The sequence below is a fragment of the Methylocapsa sp. D3K7 genome (assembly GCF_029855125.1).
In the GTDB taxonomy this organism is placed as follows: domain Bacteria; phylum Pseudomonadota; class Alphaproteobacteria; order Rhizobiales; family Beijerinckiaceae; genus Methylocapsa.
Genome location: NZ_CP123229.1, coordinates 3,950,270 through 3,965,233, shown reverse-complemented (window position 1 = coordinate 3,965,233; position 14,964 = coordinate 3,950,270). Strand labels below are relative to the sequence as shown.

Below are 14,964 nucleotides of genomic sequence, written 5' to 3'. Positions count from 1 at the left end.
GAGGCCGTGACCGCAAGGTACCGGTCCGGCTCTTGCTCACTTGGGGTTCTAGCGGTTTTTGCCGGAAAGCCGCTTCATCAAGCCTTGCAGTTGCGCCGCAATCAAGGGGAGTGCCTGTTCGGGCGCCATTCGATCGGTGTCATCGACATGCCAATACTCCATGCGGATGGGATCATCCGTACCGGGCCATGAGGCAAACCGCTCCTGCATCAAGGGGAAATGTTCCGCTTTTTTCAGCGCAACGATATGATGCGCCGATTCAAGGTCGGCAATCTCCAGCTGCAATGGCATCCGCGCCAGTGACGGATTGAAACTTAAACCGCGTTTTTGAAGGGCCTGTGCGGCCGGTCTCGCTATGGGACGGACCAACATTGTTGATCCCGAGATCCACGGCAATGCCTCTTGATACGGCGGTCCATCCGGGGCAGTCGATAGGAGCTGCGAAGTTGAATATCTCCTCCGCGAAGCGGCTTCGATAATAGTTCCCCGTACAAAGAAAGAGGACAATTCTCATATCCATGTCCTTTTTATCCGCGCGGCTCCCGCCCGATTTTCCCGCGCCCCGCGATGGCGGCGAGGTCAATCTTTGACACAGCTTGATGACACGGATCAATCTTACACTTGGGACACTTTCCACTGGCGGCCCTAGCCCGCGAAGCGTCTGACTGTCCGGCTTTGAATTGCACAAAAAAATCGAACAATCCTACCTGTTCAAGGGCAGCGCGTTGTCTTGCGGCTTGTACGATTTTCCGTCGCGACCTTACCAAAACGTTTCACGTGAAACACTTTGGTACGATGGCTTCCTTGAAGGCCACGCACCGTCATGTGGGTTTGCCCGCCTCCGGCAAGCCAGGATCGCGAAACCGGTTGACGATCGGATAGCGGCGGTCGCGGCCAAAGTTTTTCTTGGTCACCTTGACACCCGGCGCTGACTGCCGCCGCTTATATTCAGCGAGATAAAGAAGCCTCTCGATTTTTTTCACGGTTTCGAGATCATGGCCCAAGGCCACGACATCGGCGACGCGCATTTCTTTTTCAACGAGACCTTCGAGGATCGCGTCCAGCACCTCATAGGGCGGCAGCGAATCTTGATCCTTTTGATTCTCGCGCAGTTCTGCGGTTGGCGGTTTAACAAGAATATTGCGCGCAACCACTTCTCCGTCCGGTCCAAGCGCACCTTTGGGTTTCCAGCGATTGCGAAGCTCCGCAAGCCGGAAAACCTGCATCTTGTAAAGATCCTTGATGGGATTGAAGCCGCCGTTCATATCGCCATAGATCGTGGCATAACCCACCGACATTTCCGATTTGTTGCCGGTTGTCACAAGCATCGAGCCAAATTTGTTGGACGCCGCCATCAGTAGCGTGCCACGGGCGCGGCTTTGGATGTTTTCCTCCGTGATGCCCGCATTGGTGCCCTCGAAAATTGGGGCGAGAACCTTTTCAAAACCCTCGAGCACCGGGGCAATCGGCAAGATATCGTAGCGAACTTTTAACACGCGCGCGCAGTGCTCGGCATCCTTGAGAGATTCATCCGAAGTGAAGCGGTAGGGCAGCATGATGCAATGGACCTGGCCGGGACCCAACGCATCCACTGCCATCGCGGCGCAGAGCGCCGAATCGATGCCGCCCGAAAGCCCCATGACGACGCCAGGGAAACCATTTTTGTCTACATAATCGCGAAGGCCAAGGACGCAGGCGGCGTAATCGGCTTCATCGCCTTCTTCGATATTTGCGCGGGGCCCTTCGACACAGACAAAGCCATCCGGTCCACGCTCCCAAACCGTCTTGCCCACCATGTCTGTAAAAGCCGGAAGCTGGAAGGCGAGCGAGCAATCGGCATTGAGGCCGAAGGACGCGCCATCGAAGACAAGTTCGTCCTGGCCGCCGAACTGATTGAGATAGATCAGCGGCAATCTGCTCTCAACAACCCTTGCGGCGGCAATCGAAAGCCGCTCGTTGGTCTTGCCGCGCCAATAGGGAGACCCATTGGGCACGAGCAGAAGCTCGCCGCCCGTCTCGGCGATGCATTCAACGGGGTCCGGCCCCCAAATATCCTCGCAGATGGGAACGCCGATACGCACGCCCTTGAACACCAGAGGCCCAGGCATCGGTCCGGACGCAAACACGCGCTTTTCGTCGAACACACCGTAATTCGGCAAATCAACCTTGAAGCGGATTGCTTCGATCTGGCCTTTATCGAGCAGAGCATAGGCGTTATAGCACTGCCCGTTCTCGTTCCACGGCAACCCGACGAGAATGGCTGGACCACCATCGGCGGTCTCCGGGGCGACCGTCTCGCAAGCCACGCGGCACGCCTCGACAAAGGCCGGCTTCAAGACGAGATCCTCGGGCGGATAGCCGGCGATGAAAAGCTCGGAAAACATCACGAGATCGGCGCCAAATGCGGCCGCCTCGGCGCGGGCGGCACGCATGCGGGCAAGATTGCCCGCGATGTCGCCGACGGTGCAATTGATCTGCGCGAGGCCGATGACGAGGCGGTTCGCGGGCGGCTCGCTCACTTGCTGCTCATGCGCGGCCCTGCCCCGCCGTCAGGCGTCACGCGGCGGCGTCGGCATGTGCCCGGCCGCGCTCGATCCGTTCCGCTTTCAACAGTTCGGCGACGAGAAAAGCAACCTCGATCGCTTGCTCGGCGTTGAGTCTCGGATCGCAATAAGTGTGATAGCGATCGCGCAAATCGGCTTCCGATATGGCGCGTGCGCCGCCGATACATTCGGTGACATTCTTGCCGGTCATCTCCAGATGCACACCGCCAGCATAGGTGCCTTCCGCCCGGTGGACGGAAAAAAACGTGCGAATCTCGCTCATGATCTTGTCGAACGGCCGGGTTTTGTAGCCACCCGCCGCTTTCACCGTATTGCCATGCATCGGATCGCAGGACCAAACAAGGCTGCGCCCTTCCCTCTGCACAGCGCGGATGAGATCTGGCAGACGTTCTTGCGCCTTCTCGGCTCCGAAGCGGCAAATCAAGGTCAGACGGCCAGGCTCATTGGCCGGATTGAGAATATCGATGAGTTTCAGCAATTCCTCCGGCTTGAGTGTTGGTCCGCATTTGAGACCAATCGGATTCTTGACCCCGCGCGCATATTCCACATGGGCATGATCTGGATTGCGGGTGCGGTCGCCGATCCAAATCATATGACCCGACGTCGCGTAATGATCGCCGGTCGTCGAGTCGATGCGGGTCAGCGCTTCCTCGTAACCGAGCAGCAAGGCCTCATGCGAGGTATAAAAATCCGTTTGCCGCATTTCCTGATGCGACTCGGGATCAAGACCGATCGCGCGCATGAAGCCGAGCGTTTCGGTGATGCGGGACGCCAGCTCTTCGTAGCGGGCGGACTGCGGACTATCCTTGATAAAGCCGAGCATCCAGCCATGCGCATTTTCGAGATTGGCATAGCCGCCCGTTGCGAAAGCGCGAATGAGATTCAAGGTTGCCGCCGATTGCCGGTAGGCCATCAGCTGGCGCTCGGGATCGGGCTCGCGGGCACGGGCGTCAAACGCGATGTCGTTGACAATATCGCCGCGATAGCTCGGCAATGTGAGCCCATCGATCGTCTCATCGGGCGCCGAGCGCGGCTTGGCGAATTGACCGGCGATGCGGCCAAGTTTCACGACCGGCAGGGCTGCCGCAAATGTCGTGACCACTGCCATTTGCAAAAAAACCCGGAAAAAATCCCGGATATTGTCGGCGGCGTGCTCGGCGAAGCTCTCGGCGCAATCGCCGCCCTGCAAAAGAAAAGCCTCTCCCGCCGCGACCTTGCCCAGCATACGCTTGAGCTTGCGCGCCTCGCCCGCGAAAACGAGCGGCGGAAACCCCGCAAGCTGGCTTTCGACAGCGGCGAGTGCCCCCTTGTCGGTAAAAACGGGCATCTGCTCGGCCGGTTTTGCTCTCCAGCTGGCAGGCGACCAGCATTCATTGGGCATCTCGTCTAACTCCCTGGGGCGCCCCAAAGCTTGCGATTTCGAAACCGCCTTATACAGAGGTTTTTCCAAATACGGCAAGAAAACAGGAATCCGTATTGTTGTTATTGCGGGAACAACCTGCGCAGAGACGCTAAAATGAGTTCCTCCTTACCGTTCAGGCGAAGTGGTTTCTGGCGCCTATCACGGGGGTCTTCTTCAAGGTCCACAACATTCCACCCGGCACGCCCTCTGTCTCCATATTTGGACAGCGTCGAGACGGTTCGTGATTGGCCGCTGTCTGCCAACCCTAGGAGTTGCAGGATCTCCTTCTGTGTAATTCCAGGCTGCTTTGCAATATGCAGGAACGTCAAGATGGTATTTGCGGTCACATCAGGATTGACCTTCCTAAACTCTTGAAGGAAAAGTATCGCGGCGTTAATCCATAGACGATCATCAATGCTTTGCTCATACCGCATTACAAAATCCCTCCATTTTTATAAATGCACTGATCAGCAATTAGGCCATCCTATCCTTCCCCGAGCGCTCCCGAATCCGGGCCTTCCGGACCGGGGATTTCCCGCTCGTACCGCGCGGTGCGGGTGCGCAGGGTGACGAGTTCTTCAGCGGACGTCGGATGCAGCGCCATGGTCGCGTCGAAATCGGCTTTTTTGGCGCCCAATTTGACGGCAATGCCCAGAATTTGCGCCATCTCGCTGGCGTCCTCGCCCAGGATATGCACGCCGAGGACACGATCGGTCGCGCCATCAACGACAATCTTCATCAACATCATCTCGGCCCGCCCGGAGAGCGTCGCCTTCAAGGGCCGGAAGTTCGCCATGTAAATATCGACGCAATCAAACATCGCCCGGGCTTCGGTCTCGGTAAGACCGACCGTGCCGAGTTCGGGGGTCGAGAAGACGGCGGTTGGGATGCCGCTATGCACGACGGCCTCCGGCTTGCCGCCAAACACTGTATCGGCGAAAGCATGGCCCTCGCGAATCGCGACCGGCGTCAAAGCAACCCGGTTGGTGACGTCGCCAACGGCATAGATCGACTCGATGTTCGTTTTGGAAAAAGCATCGACCTTCACGGCGCCGATATGATCCAATTCGACGCCCACTTTTTCCAGTCCAAGCCCAGCCGTGTTGGGACGCCGGCCAGTTGCAAGCATCACTTGCTCAACGTCAAGCGACTCGCCTTTCGTCAGGCTTACGTGGATGCCAGCCGCGGTCTTTTCGATGCGCACCGGCTGCGTGCCAAAATGGAGTTTGACTCCGGCATGAACGAGCCCATCCCGCACGCCCGATCGCAGATCATCGTCAAATCCGCGCAGCACATTTTCACCGCGCACGGCAAGCAAAATTTCCGTGCCGAAGCGAGCGAAAATCGACGCAAATTCGACCGCGATATAGCCGCCGCCCACAATCAGCATGCGCTTTGGCAAGGAAGGAAGATCGAAGACTTCATTGGACGTAATCGCATATTCACGTCCCGGAATATCCGGTTCGAGAACCGGCGCCCCGCCGGTGCTGATAAGGATAATTTTCGCGCTCGACTTTCGGTCATCGGCCATCAGCCGCACGCGATGCGCGTCCTCGATTATGGCGCGGCCGTCAACGACCGCAACTCCGGCTTTGCTGAGATTGCTGCGGTAGATCGCCGACAGACGGGAGATTTCGTTTTCCTTTGCCGCGACAAGTTTTCGCCAGTCGAAGGAAGCTCCAGTCAGCGTCCAGCCAAACCCCGCCGCGTCGTCGAAATGATCCTTGAACCGGCTCGCGTAGACCAAGAGCTTTTTCGGCACGCAACCGCGGATCACGCAGGTGCCGCCGACACGAAATTCCTCCGCGATCATGACGCGCGCGCCATGCGCCGCCGCAACTCGTGCAGCGCGAACCCCGCCCGATCCAGCGCCGATCACGAAAAGATCGACATCATACTCAGCCATTTTACCTCCTCCGCCCGCCACTGATCAGGGTCAAAAGCGATGGCACGGACGCAAGGTTGAAACAAGATTCATCGCCGCCGCAAAAAAGCCTTGCCGCTCAGAGCGCACCCCGCGAAATCCTTTCGAACGGACACCCCCAATCCAACGTAAAAATAGAGAGATCGCGTGTGAATTCCGGCACGAAACCGCCACGCAAGCTTGGACATATGCTTGCCATATTCCCTCCGCTTATTAACAAGCTATTCACCACGTTGTGGTTGACGATTCGTGAATTTGAGGGAAATGCGCAAGCGGGGTGACGGGACGTTAATCATGAGCAGCAAAAGCTAAAATTTTAGACGAGTTCGTGTCATCATGAATAGACTTCATCATTGATGCGCGGCGCCGCTCAAACGACCCTCGGCCTGCCCAGCCAGAACTGCGAGACTGAACTTGCGACAACCGCGTCAAAGCCTGGCTATCATGCGATCCGCCTGCCTCTTCGCCGCAACGAGCGTGGTTGCGCTTTTATCCAGTATCATCATTTCTTCATCGACAGAAACGGCTGTCGCCAATGGCGATACCCGCACATTAAATCTCTATCATACCCACACGGGTGAATCGATCCAGGCTACGTTCCGCGTCAATGGATCCTATGATCCGGCGGTTCTCGAAAAGCTTAATTATTTTCTGCGCGATTGGCGCAACAACGATCGCACAAGAATGGACCCCCGGCTCTTCGATGTGATCTGGGAAGCCTACCGGACCGCCGGGGCAACGCAGCCGATCAACATCGTTTCGGCTTACCGCTCGCCGCAAACCAATGCGATGTTGCGCGCCCGCTCGCATGCGGTCGCTGAGCATTCACAACATATCTTGGGCCGGGCGATGGATACGACCATGCCCGGAATGCCGATGGCCAGAATTCGCGAGATCGGCATGCGTCTGCAACGCGGCGGCGTCGGCTGGTATCCGAGCGAGAATTTTGTCCATCTCGATGTCGGCAATGTCAGGGCCTGGCCGCGGATGAGCTACGATCAGCTCGTGCGCTTGTTTCCGGACGGCAAGACCGTGCATCTTGCCGCCGACGGACGCACGCTTTCCCGCTACCAAGAGGCCCGCGCCGAGATCGCCTCGCGCGGCGGCGTGATGGCCGACGTGCCGCAATCGGCGCCATCGGGCGGCGGATTGTTCGCCTGGCTGTTCGGCAAGCACGACGAAGAAAGAGGCGAAGAAAAAGAAGCGGAGATCGTCAAGCCGCAAGCCGGCCGTCCCGGACATGGGAAATATGGGACCATCGAAACCGCCTCCGCGACCAGCGGAAATCCGGACGTTTCAACACCCGTGGCCAATCCGCCATCAGTCCCGGCTCCGGCTAAAAATACGGCGCGCATCGAACCCGCCGCGTTCGGAGGCAGCCGCACGGCCGTCGCGGATTTGGGTTCCCTGGCGAGTTCCCATGAGACCGGCGGCCCCACTGCCGGGCAGGATCAGGACACCGCGTCGAACAGCAGTATTTCCGCTGGCAAGCGCTGGATCGCGGCGGCCGTGCCGCTTCCGCCGGCACGCCCGGCGCTCGCGGGCGATCATATCGCACTTGCCGCCGCCAATGTTCCGGTGCCGCCCACGCGGCCAGCTTCGCTGAGCCGCGTGGCATCGCTCACCCCGATCCCGGTGCCAAGAACAGAAATTCCCCCTGCGGCCAAACTCGACGGGAAACCTGACGCCAAGCAAGGAACGATGAACGGCGCCGCCGTTTCTGGCGCGACGCCGCCCGCCAACACGTCCCTGGACCGCGCGGCGAGTCTTCCGGTCGTGATTACGCAGGGTCCGAAAGACCATTTGATCGTGCCGCCCCATGTTCTTGCCTTCGCATCGGAGACGCCGCTGCGGGAGACGCAGACTGCCGCCAGCACGACGCCTGGCCAAACGCTGAGCCGGTCAACCACGCAAGCGGCGGCACGCGCTGATTGGCCCAGACTTCGCGGCACCGCAGGCGGCGTTGCCGTCGCCACTTTCCCGGCTCCGTCGATACTTGGTCCCTCGTTAACCGGCCTGCGCCGGGCGGCACGGGTCATTCCCGGCGCGCTCTCTAAGACACCTGCGGTGGCCTATGTCCCGGCCTTTGGCACGCAAGCGAACGATCCCGACGCCGGCCATTTCACTGGACGCGCCGCACAACCCGTTGCCCTTGCGCAAGGTTTCGTTCATGTGGGGGAAGATCAGGACAAGCCACGCGGAAATTGACCGCTTCCGGAGACGGTAGTCCTCCTCTCCATTGCAGAGCAGAGGTCCGATTACGCTTCCAAACACAAGCTCCGCCCTGTAATCAAGGGCGATGGCCATCCCGCATACAGATCTTCCCGTCCCCCCCCTAGCCCCGCGCCGTATGATCGCACGGGCGCTGTTGCTTGGCGATCGGATCGACACGGCCGGTTTGGAACGCTCCGACATGATCTCCGCCACGCCGCTCGCTTTTCATGCGGGGTCGAATGGCTTTGTCGCGCTGTACCGTTTCGGTGTCGCGGTCATGTTCGGCCTCTCGCCCCTCGAAGAAGACGATGTGCTCGGCCAAGTGAAATTGCGGGTTTCGGGGCCGCATGAGCATGTCGACGATGAATCCCTCACGCTGGAAATATCACCTGAGTTCGAGGACAAGATCTCACCAGGCAGCGCAATCGCGATCAAGGACCTTTCGGCGCAGCGCCTCCTCGTCGTCGCCGATGCGCTCGCCAAAAGTGTCTCGCTCGGCCGCGATGAACGCGAAGTCAATGCGGTGTTCGATGTCATCGAACCCTTCGCGGCAGCCCTCGCGCGCACCGGGCGTCCCCCTTGGAAGCGCCGCTCGATGCTGAAATTGATCGGCCAGACGCTTCTTGTCCAGCATCGCGTATCGGGCCGTGTTGCCGTCGAGGAAAAGCCGGACGTGCTATGGGACCGGCCCGATCTCGAGCGGCTCTATACGCGACTCGAAGACGAATATGAACTCAAGGAGCGCGCCGAGACCCTCAAGCGCAAACTCGATACGATCGTGGAAACCGCGCGCACGCTCACCGACATGATCGACGCCGACCGTGCAACCCGGCTCGAAGCAACGATCGTGGTCTTGATCATCGCCGAGATATTCCTCACGATCGGCCAGATTATTTTTTGGCGGCATTGAGGAAGTTCGCGCACATCTCGAAGGCACGCGTCTCCGCGTCCTCCGCGGTTGCCCATTGGAATGAAGCGAGCTGATGCCGGGCGAAGGTCAATTGCCGCTTGGCGTAGCGGGCCGTATCCAATTTCGCCAGACGCGCCGCCTCGGCCAAGGATATGCTGCCGTTGAGATGCGCGATGAGATGCGGGACGCCATGCGCGCGCATTACCGGAAGGGCGGGATCAAGTCCCCGCGCATGGAGCGCCTCGGCTTCTTGCGACGCGCCCGCGTGGAGCATGGCGTCGAAGCGCCGGCTGATCCACGACTTCAACGCTTCTCTCTCTGTCGCGAGGAAAACCGCGAAGACATTTTGCGTCTCGAGGAGCGGCGCCGCGCGTGCGGTGTGAAAAGAGACAAGACTTTTGCCGGTTGCCTCGAAAACCTCGAGGGCGCGTAAAATGCGTTGCGGATCGGTCGGCCGCAAGCGCACCGCGCTCGCCGGATCGTGGTGCATGAGGCGTGCATGCAGCTCAGAAGGTGAAACGCCGGCCGCCTGCGCGCGAATGCTCGCGCGGACCGCTTCCGGCACATGGGGGATTTCGGAAAGCCCGAGCGTCAGGGATTTGAAATAGAGCCCCGTGCCGCCCACAAAAACCGGCAGCCGCCCTTCGCGGCGTAGCACCTCGAGAACGCGCGCCACATCCGCCAGCCAAAGTCCGGCCGAATAATTCACCGCACCATCGATATGGCCGTAAAGATGGTGCGGAGCCTTCGCCTCTTCCAGCGGGTCAGGACGTGCCGTCAAGACACGCAGATCGCGGTAGACTTGCATGGAATCGGCGTTGACGATCGCGCCGCCAAACGCATCAGCGAGGCGCAACGCCAAAGCCGATTTGCCGCTCGCCGTCGGCCCGGCAATGAGGATCGCAGAAATTTTTGTCAAGCGGGTCGTTGTGTTTGCGCGCGGCGCGGCCGGGAGCAGCTATATTTCGTTCGCCGCCACCTGGCGCAACTGGCGAGGGAGCGGAAAAAAAACGCTTTCGTCGGCGGTCGAAACCGTCTCGACAATCAGTTCGTACCGCTCGGCGAACGCATCCATGATTTCCTCGACAAGAATTTCTGGAGCTGAGGCGCCAGCTGTAATTCCGAGCGTGGAAATCTTGCTGAACAAATCCCATTCGACATCGGCCGCGCGCAAGACGAGACGGGCAAGTTTGCAGCCGGAGCGTTCCGCGACTTCTTTCAACCTTTGTGAATTCGACGAGTTGGAAGAACCGACGACAAGCAAGGCGTCGACAACCGGGGCCACGCGCTTGACCGCCTCCTGCCGGTTGGTCGTCGCGTAACAAATATCTTCGCGATGCGGTCCAACGATATTGGGAAACCGCTTCGTCAGGGCCGCGACCATCGAACGCGTATCATCGACCGACAATGTGGTTTGGGTCACATAAGCAAGATTGTTCTCGTCCTCCGGATGAAGATTTTCGACGTCTTCCGGTGTTTGCACCAGAATGATTGAATCTTTCGGCAGCTGGCCCAATGTCCCGACGACTTCCGGATGTCCGGCATGACCTACGAGGAGCACCTTGCGCCCTTGCTTATGGTGCAATTCGGCCTCGCGATGGACCTTCGTGACCAGCGGACAGGTCGCATCGATAGCGAAGATTTTGCGCGATTCGGCATCTTTCGGTATGGATTTCGGCACCCCATGCGCGGAAAAGATGACCGGCTTCGTCGTATCTTCCACTTCGTCAAGTTCCTCGACGAAAATCGCGCCCTTGGCTTTCAGCCCTTCCACGACATATTTGTTGTGCACGATTTCATGGCGGACATAGACGGGCGCGCCATGAATGCGCAGGGCCTCCTCGACAGCGTCGATGGCGCGCACGACTCCCGCGCAAAAACCGCGTGGTGCGCAGAGGAACACATGGAGCTTTGGCTTTACGGTCATGCGGAGATGGACCCAGACACCATTTCGTTTAGGTGTTCGGCGGTTCACCTGTCAAGTCTCCCGCGCGATTTGCTGTTTTGCGGGAAGTTACTATTAACGATAACCGACAGGACACCCGTGAAGCCAGTTTTTTGACGTGCGTTCATCGCCGCTCAGAAAAAAAAGAGGTCAACATTGCGGCAGCCTCGGTGGCGCGGAATCCGCCATAAATTTCCGGTGCATGATGGCAGGTAGGCTGCCCAAAAAACCGCGCGCCATGCTCCACCCCGCCGCCCTTTGGGTCCGAGGCGGCGAAATAGAGACGGCGCAGACGGGCGAAGGAAATCGCCGCCGCGCACATCGCGCAAGGCTCCAGCGTCACGTAAAGGTCGCAACCGGAAAGCCGTTCCGACCCGGCGGCGCGGCATGCCCGCTGAATTGCCAGGATTTCCGCGTGAGCGACCGGATCCTTATCCTGAAGGGTTTGATTGCCAGCCCGCGAAACGATCTCGCCATTGCAGACGATGACGGCGCCGACCGGGACTTCGCCGCGCTCCAACGCGGCGCGCGCCTCAAAAAAGGCGCAAGACATCGGATCGGATTTCAGAGCGCCGCCGTTCGATGGCATCACCGTGGAATTCTCCGTTGCGGGCGTCCCGTACCAGTGCGCTAGCACGATGATGCGCACAGGGATTGCAGCAGGATAAGGACTGGCGCCGCGATCCGGTCGTATAACTTATTTCAAGGCACTCAACAGCGCCTCTTCAAGTTCTTGTTTCCGGAACGGCTTTTGCAACACAATGTGCTGCCGGTAGGGTTCCGGGATCGCCTGTATTCCATAGCCGGTTGCAAACAGAAAGGGCATTTTACGCAAACAGAGCAAATCGGCAACGGGATAACTCGTCTCGCCTTTCAGGTTCACGTCGAGTATGGCAACATCGAATATGCGTGACTCAACAGCTTTGAGCGCGGTGTCAACGCGCGATGCGGCCTCAACGACATGACAGCCCAATTGATTGAGCATATCCTCAAGCAGCATTGCCACCATCGCCTCGTCCTCGACGAGCAGAATTCCGCGTCCCTTTAACGGAAGGTTATGCTCGCCTCCACTGTCCACGCTACGATGACCGGCCCGGCGCTGGATGAGCCTCTGCATCGATCGTGCAAATGAGGCCCTCCGGCTCGAACAGGAGGGTGGCATTGCCAGCAAGTTCGCGCCCCAAGCTTTCGATGAGACGGGTCCCAAATCCGCGACGCTGGGATATGGCAACGGGCGGGCCTCCATGCTCGCTCCAGCGAAACCGCAACCGTCCTTCCTCCGGAACCCGCCATGCGATGTTGACCTGGCCTGTTTCCGATTTGAAAGCGCCATACTTCAGCGCATTCGTGCAAAGCTCGTGAATCGCCATCGACCATGAGGCCGCTCTGTCGGCCGCGATAAGCACGGCGGGGCCGTCAATCGCGAGCCGGTCACACGGCTGTTTTGAACACAGCGGAGCGAGCGTTTGCCGGACGATCTCACGCAACTCCATCGCCTCCCAATTCGTCTGCATGAGCAAATCATGCGCCCGTGACAACGCCACCAGGCGGTCATGAAACGTCTCGATATTTTCGCGGGGCAATGTCCGCAAGGATTGGCTCGCAATGGCTTGAACCGTCACAAGCGTATTCTTCACCCGGTGATTGAGTTCATTGAGAAGGTGCTGAAGGCGCTCTTCCACAAGCTTTTGCTCGGAGATGTCGGTATTCGTACCAAACCAGCGAAGCACATTGCCCTGACCGTCCTTGAGCGGCTGGACACGCGAAAGAAATGGGCGAAAACTTTCATCCGCGGCTTTGAGGGGGATCACCATTTCGAAGGGCTCGCCGGTCGCGATGGACCGTGACCAGCCCTCCACTACCGCCGGCAGGGCCTCGGGTTCAATCACCGCTTTCCACCCCCAGCCCTCGATCTCTTCGGGGGTCGTCCCAGTGTATTCATAGCATCGCTTATTATACCAGTAGATCCATCCGTCACGGTCCGCCAGCCACATCAGTTGCGGCACAAAATCGGCGAGCAGCTGAAACTGATTTTCTCCTTCCAACGGTGTCTCGGGGACTTTTGGACTCATGGCGGGTCACTCTCGGCAAGACGGCAAATCGCTGCGGATCGGCACGAAACGAACGGAGTGCGAGGCGAACGAAAGTACGAAACGATAAATGAGGCCAGATTGCAGATCAAGTCAGTTTCGCCTTCGTGAACCTATAGCGCAGGAGCTAGGCCTATAGATAGCTTCGCTTTGGCGTTGTTGGAATCACACGAAAAACAGCGGGCCGGAGCCCGCCAAAAGTGAGGGGTTAGTGGGGAGGAACGTTCTTAGCGAATGCTTTGTTCCCTTTTCCGGCGAGAGTCTGCTATCAAGGTTTATGCGCGAACATCCTGGCAAAGAACATCCTCGCGGCCGTGCTGCGGCCCGGTTACCAAGTGACGCCCGGAGCCGCCCGGAGCACGTCAAAAAACCGCGAGGTCCCAAGCCCGCGAAGCCACAATATGCGAAGGCACTCCCCGCCTCCCCTCTCCTCCATGTGAGCCGCAAGCCAGCACCAGGTAGCGCCCACGAACCAAGGCCAAGCGCGGCCCATAAGGCGCCGGCGGAGGCCACGGAGTCCGGTTCCCGCATTGCCAAGGTCATTGCCCGGGCCGGGCTCTGCTCGCGCCGCGAGGCCGAAAACTGGATTGGCGACGGGCGCGTCGTCCTAAATGGCGTCACCCTGACCAATCCCGCCGTTAATGTCCAACCGGGCGATCACATTATCGTTGACGGCCAGCCGCTCGTCCAACGCGCCCGCACGCGTCTGTTCTTGTTCCATAAACCGCGCGGTCTCGTCACCACCGAGCGCGACCCCGAGGGGAGGCAAACGGTTTTTGATTTTCTGCGGGAGCATTGGCCGGACGGCCCGCGCGTCGTGAGCATCGGGCGGCTGGACATCAATACTGAAGGGCTTTTGCTGCTCAGCAATGATGGCGGCCTCGCGCGTGTCCTCGAACTGCCATCGACGGGCTGGGTGCGGCGATACCGAGTCCGCGTCAACGGTGTTACCGACCAAGCCATTCTCGATGGGCTGCGCGACGGTCTGACATTGGATGGCGTGCAATATGCGGGCATCGGGGCGACCCTTGATCGCGTGCAAGGTGCCAACAGCTGGCTGACGATGACGCTGCGCGAAGGCAAAAACCGAGAAATCAAACGCGTCCTCGAACATATTGGACTGCTGGTCAACCGGTTGATCCGGCTTTCCTACGGACCCTTCCAGCTGGGGGAAATCACCGAGGGCGCGATCGTGGAGGTCCGCACGCGCGTGCTCCGCGATCAGCTAGGTCCAGTGCTCACGGAGGCGGCCGGCGCGGATTTTACCAGTCCGCTTGAGAATGAGAGTGAGGCGGCCGACATGGCCGAGGCGGTTATCCCGCGTTCGCGGAGTAGCGAAGGGAGAGACCGGGAGTCCACTCGCGAACCGCGCCAGACGCGAAGTCGTGAAACCGAACCCTACGCGGCAAAACATGCGGCAAAACCAGCCGCCCGCGAGCGCCGGATGGACGTCAGGGCCGAACCCAAGGTCAAACCAGCGCCCCGCGTCCGCAAACATATTTCCGCGCTGCGCGCCGAAGAAGCCGAGACCCGCGGTCCTCGCAAACGCATTGAGCGCCGCGAAACCGCCGACCGGAGCGGACGTAAGGTCCATGTCGAGCACCTCCACCCGGCTGGCGCGGGCGGCAGAATGCAAGAAGAAAGACCAGCAAAGCGGGCCGCCAAAGACAAATCCTTTGCCGGGCGTGGCGGCAGGTTCGAAGACGCGCGCAAAGAACGCGGCGCACGGCAAAGACAAGAGCCGGCGGCGCCATTGCGCGGCAAAGGGCCACCATCGAGGGCAAAGCCGGCGCCATCGCGCTCAAAAAACTGGAAAGGTCCGGAAGGTGCATCGGGGAAGACAAGCCGGGGCCACGCCAGCGGCGGACGCCCTGCCCCGCGCGGCCAAGGACCGCGGACTCCACATAAAAAATAG

Annotated in this window: 13 protein-coding genes; 3 read left to right on the top strand and 10 right to left on the bottom strand. The window is 59.5% G+C overall.

What is annotated here, in order from left to right:
- Nucleotides 1-48: 48 nt before the first annotated feature.
- The 5 genes from QEV83_RS18580 to gor all read right to left on the bottom strand — a co-directional run bounded on the left by QEV83_RS18580 (nucleotide 49) and on the right by gor (nucleotide 5,872).
- Nucleotides 49-372, bottom strand: a complete 324-nt coding sequence (locus tag QEV83_RS18580; protein ID WP_280129125.1) for a hypothetical protein — start codon at nucleotides 370-372, stop codon at nucleotides 49-51.
- A 449-nt stretch (nucleotides 373-821) separates the two neighbouring features.
- On the bottom strand, nucleotides 822-2,519 hold the full coding sequence (locus QEV83_RS18575; RefSeq protein ID WP_280129124.1) for an NAD+ synthase: 1,698 nt from the start codon (nucleotides 2,517-2,519) through the stop codon (nucleotides 822-824).
- 37 nt (nucleotides 2,520-2,556) lie between these two features.
- The gene (locus QEV83_RS18570) at nucleotides 2,557-3,945 is read right to left on the bottom strand and encodes a 3-deoxy-7-phosphoheptulonate synthase class II (protein ID WP_280129123.1); all 1,389 of its coding nucleotides are present in this window, start codon (nucleotides 3,943-3,945) and stop codon (nucleotides 2,557-2,559) included.
- A gap of 101 nt (nucleotides 3,946-4,046) precedes the next feature.
- A complete protein-coding gene (locus QEV83_RS18565) occupies nucleotides 4,047-4,400 on the bottom strand; it encodes a helix-turn-helix domain-containing protein (RefSeq protein WP_280129122.1) in 354 nt (117 codons plus the stop codon).
- Nucleotides 4,401-4,450: 50 nt separating this feature from the next.
- Nucleotides 4,451-5,872 (bottom strand): glutathione-disulfide reductase, encoded by a 1,422-nt coding sequence (gene gor / locus QEV83_RS18560; RefSeq protein WP_280129121.1) that lies wholly within the window; start codon nucleotides 5,870-5,872, stop codon nucleotides 4,451-4,453.
- 462 nt (nucleotides 5,873-6,334) lie between these two features.
- Here gor and QEV83_RS18555 point away from each other — a divergent pair, with 462 nt between their 5' ends.
- Together QEV83_RS18555 and QEV83_RS18550 are read left to right on the top strand one after the other, a co-directional pair.
- The gene (locus QEV83_RS18555; protein WP_280129120.1) at nucleotides 6,335-8,098 is read left to right on the top strand and encodes a DUF882 domain-containing protein; all 1,764 of its coding nucleotides are present in this window, start codon (nucleotides 6,335-6,337) and stop codon (nucleotides 8,096-8,098) included.
- 91 nt (nucleotides 8,099-8,189) lie between these two features.
- Nucleotides 8,190-9,014: an RMD1 family protein gene (locus QEV83_RS18550; RefSeq protein ID WP_280129119.1), complete on the top strand. Its 825-nt coding sequence runs from the start codon at nucleotides 8,190-8,192 to the stop codon at nucleotides 9,012-9,014.
- Here QEV83_RS18550 and miaA read toward each other — a convergent pair.
- From miaA to QEV83_RS18525, 5 genes are all read right to left on the bottom strand, one after another.
- Complete coding sequence (miaA, locus tag QEV83_RS18545; protein WP_280129118.1) at nucleotides 8,995-9,933, bottom strand: tRNA (adenosine(37)-N6)-dimethylallyltransferase MiaA; 939 nt, start codon at nucleotides 9,931-9,933, stop codon at nucleotides 8,995-8,997. The two genes, QEV83_RS18550 and miaA, sit on opposite strands and share 20 nt — an antisense overlap.
- 39 nt (nucleotides 9,934-9,972) lie before the next feature.
- The gene (gene ispH, locus QEV83_RS18540; RefSeq protein WP_280131142.1) at nucleotides 9,973-10,941 is read right to left on the bottom strand and encodes a 4-hydroxy-3-methylbut-2-enyl diphosphate reductase; all 969 of its coding nucleotides are present in this window, start codon (nucleotides 10,939-10,941) and stop codon (nucleotides 9,973-9,975) included.
- Between the two features lie 142 nt (nucleotides 10,942-11,083).
- Nucleotides 11,084-11,548: a nucleoside deaminase gene (locus QEV83_RS18535; RefSeq protein ID WP_280129117.1), complete on the bottom strand. Its 465-nt coding sequence runs from the start codon at nucleotides 11,546-11,548 to the stop codon at nucleotides 11,084-11,086.
- Nucleotides 11,549-11,656: 108 nt separating this feature from the next.
- Nucleotides 11,657-12,037 (bottom strand): response regulator, encoded by a 381-nt coding sequence (locus tag QEV83_RS18530; protein ID WP_280129116.1) that lies wholly within the window; start codon nucleotides 12,035-12,037, stop codon nucleotides 11,657-11,659.
- A gap of 1 nt (nucleotide 12,038) precedes the next feature.
- Nucleotides 12,039-13,031: an HWE histidine kinase domain-containing protein gene (locus QEV83_RS18525; protein WP_280129115.1), complete on the bottom strand. Its 993-nt coding sequence runs from the start codon at nucleotides 13,029-13,031 to the stop codon at nucleotides 12,039-12,041.
- A gap of 295 nt (nucleotides 13,032-13,326) precedes the next feature.
- On the opposite strand from QEV83_RS18525, the gene QEV83_RS18520 reads away from it, so the two are divergent.
- Nucleotides 13,327-14,964, top strand: coding sequence for a pseudouridine synthase (locus QEV83_RS18520; protein ID WP_280129114.1), 1,638 nt, complete (start codon nucleotides 13,327-13,329; stop codon nucleotides 14,962-14,964).

Excerpts from the sequence above, each read along its gene's own strand:
- QEV83_RS18570 (WP_280129123.1), bottom strand. The coding sequence starts at position 3,945 with ATGCCCAATGAATGCTGGTCGCCTGCCAGCTGGAGAGCAAAACCGGCC.
- QEV83_RS18550 (WP_280129119.1), top strand. The coding sequence starts at position 8,190 with ATGGCCATCCCGCATACAGATCTTCCCGTCCCCCCCCTAGCCCCGCGC.
- QEV83_RS18565 (WP_280129122.1), bottom strand. The coding sequence starts at position 4,400 with ATGCGGTATGAGCAAAGCATTGATGATCGTCTATGGATTAACGCCGCG.
- QEV83_RS18555 (WP_280129120.1), top strand. The coding sequence starts at position 6,335 with ATGCGATCCGCCTGCCTCTTCGCCGCAACGAGCGTGGTTGCGCTTTTA.
- ispH (WP_280131142.1), bottom strand. The coding sequence starts at position 10,941 with ATGACCGTAAAGCCAAAGCTCCATGTGTTCCTCTGCGCACCACGCGGT.
- QEV83_RS18520 (WP_280129114.1), top strand. The coding sequence starts at position 13,327 with ATGCGCGAACATCCTGGCAAAGAACATCCTCGCGGCCGTGCTGCGGCC.
- gor (WP_280129121.1), bottom strand. The coding sequence starts at position 5,872 with ATGGCTGAGTATGATGTCGATCTTTTCGTGATCGGCGCTGGATCGGGC.
- QEV83_RS18580 (WP_280129125.1), bottom strand. The coding sequence starts at position 372 with ATGTTGGTCCGTCCCATAGCGAGACCGGCCGCACAGGCCCTTCAAAAA.
- QEV83_RS18525 (WP_280129115.1), bottom strand. The coding sequence starts at position 13,031 with ATGAGTCCAAAAGTCCCCGAGACACCGTTGGAAGGAGAAAATCAGTTT.
- QEV83_RS18535 (WP_280129117.1), bottom strand. The coding sequence starts at position 11,548 with ATGCCATCGAACGGCGGCGCTCTGAAATCCGATCCGATGTCTTGCGCC.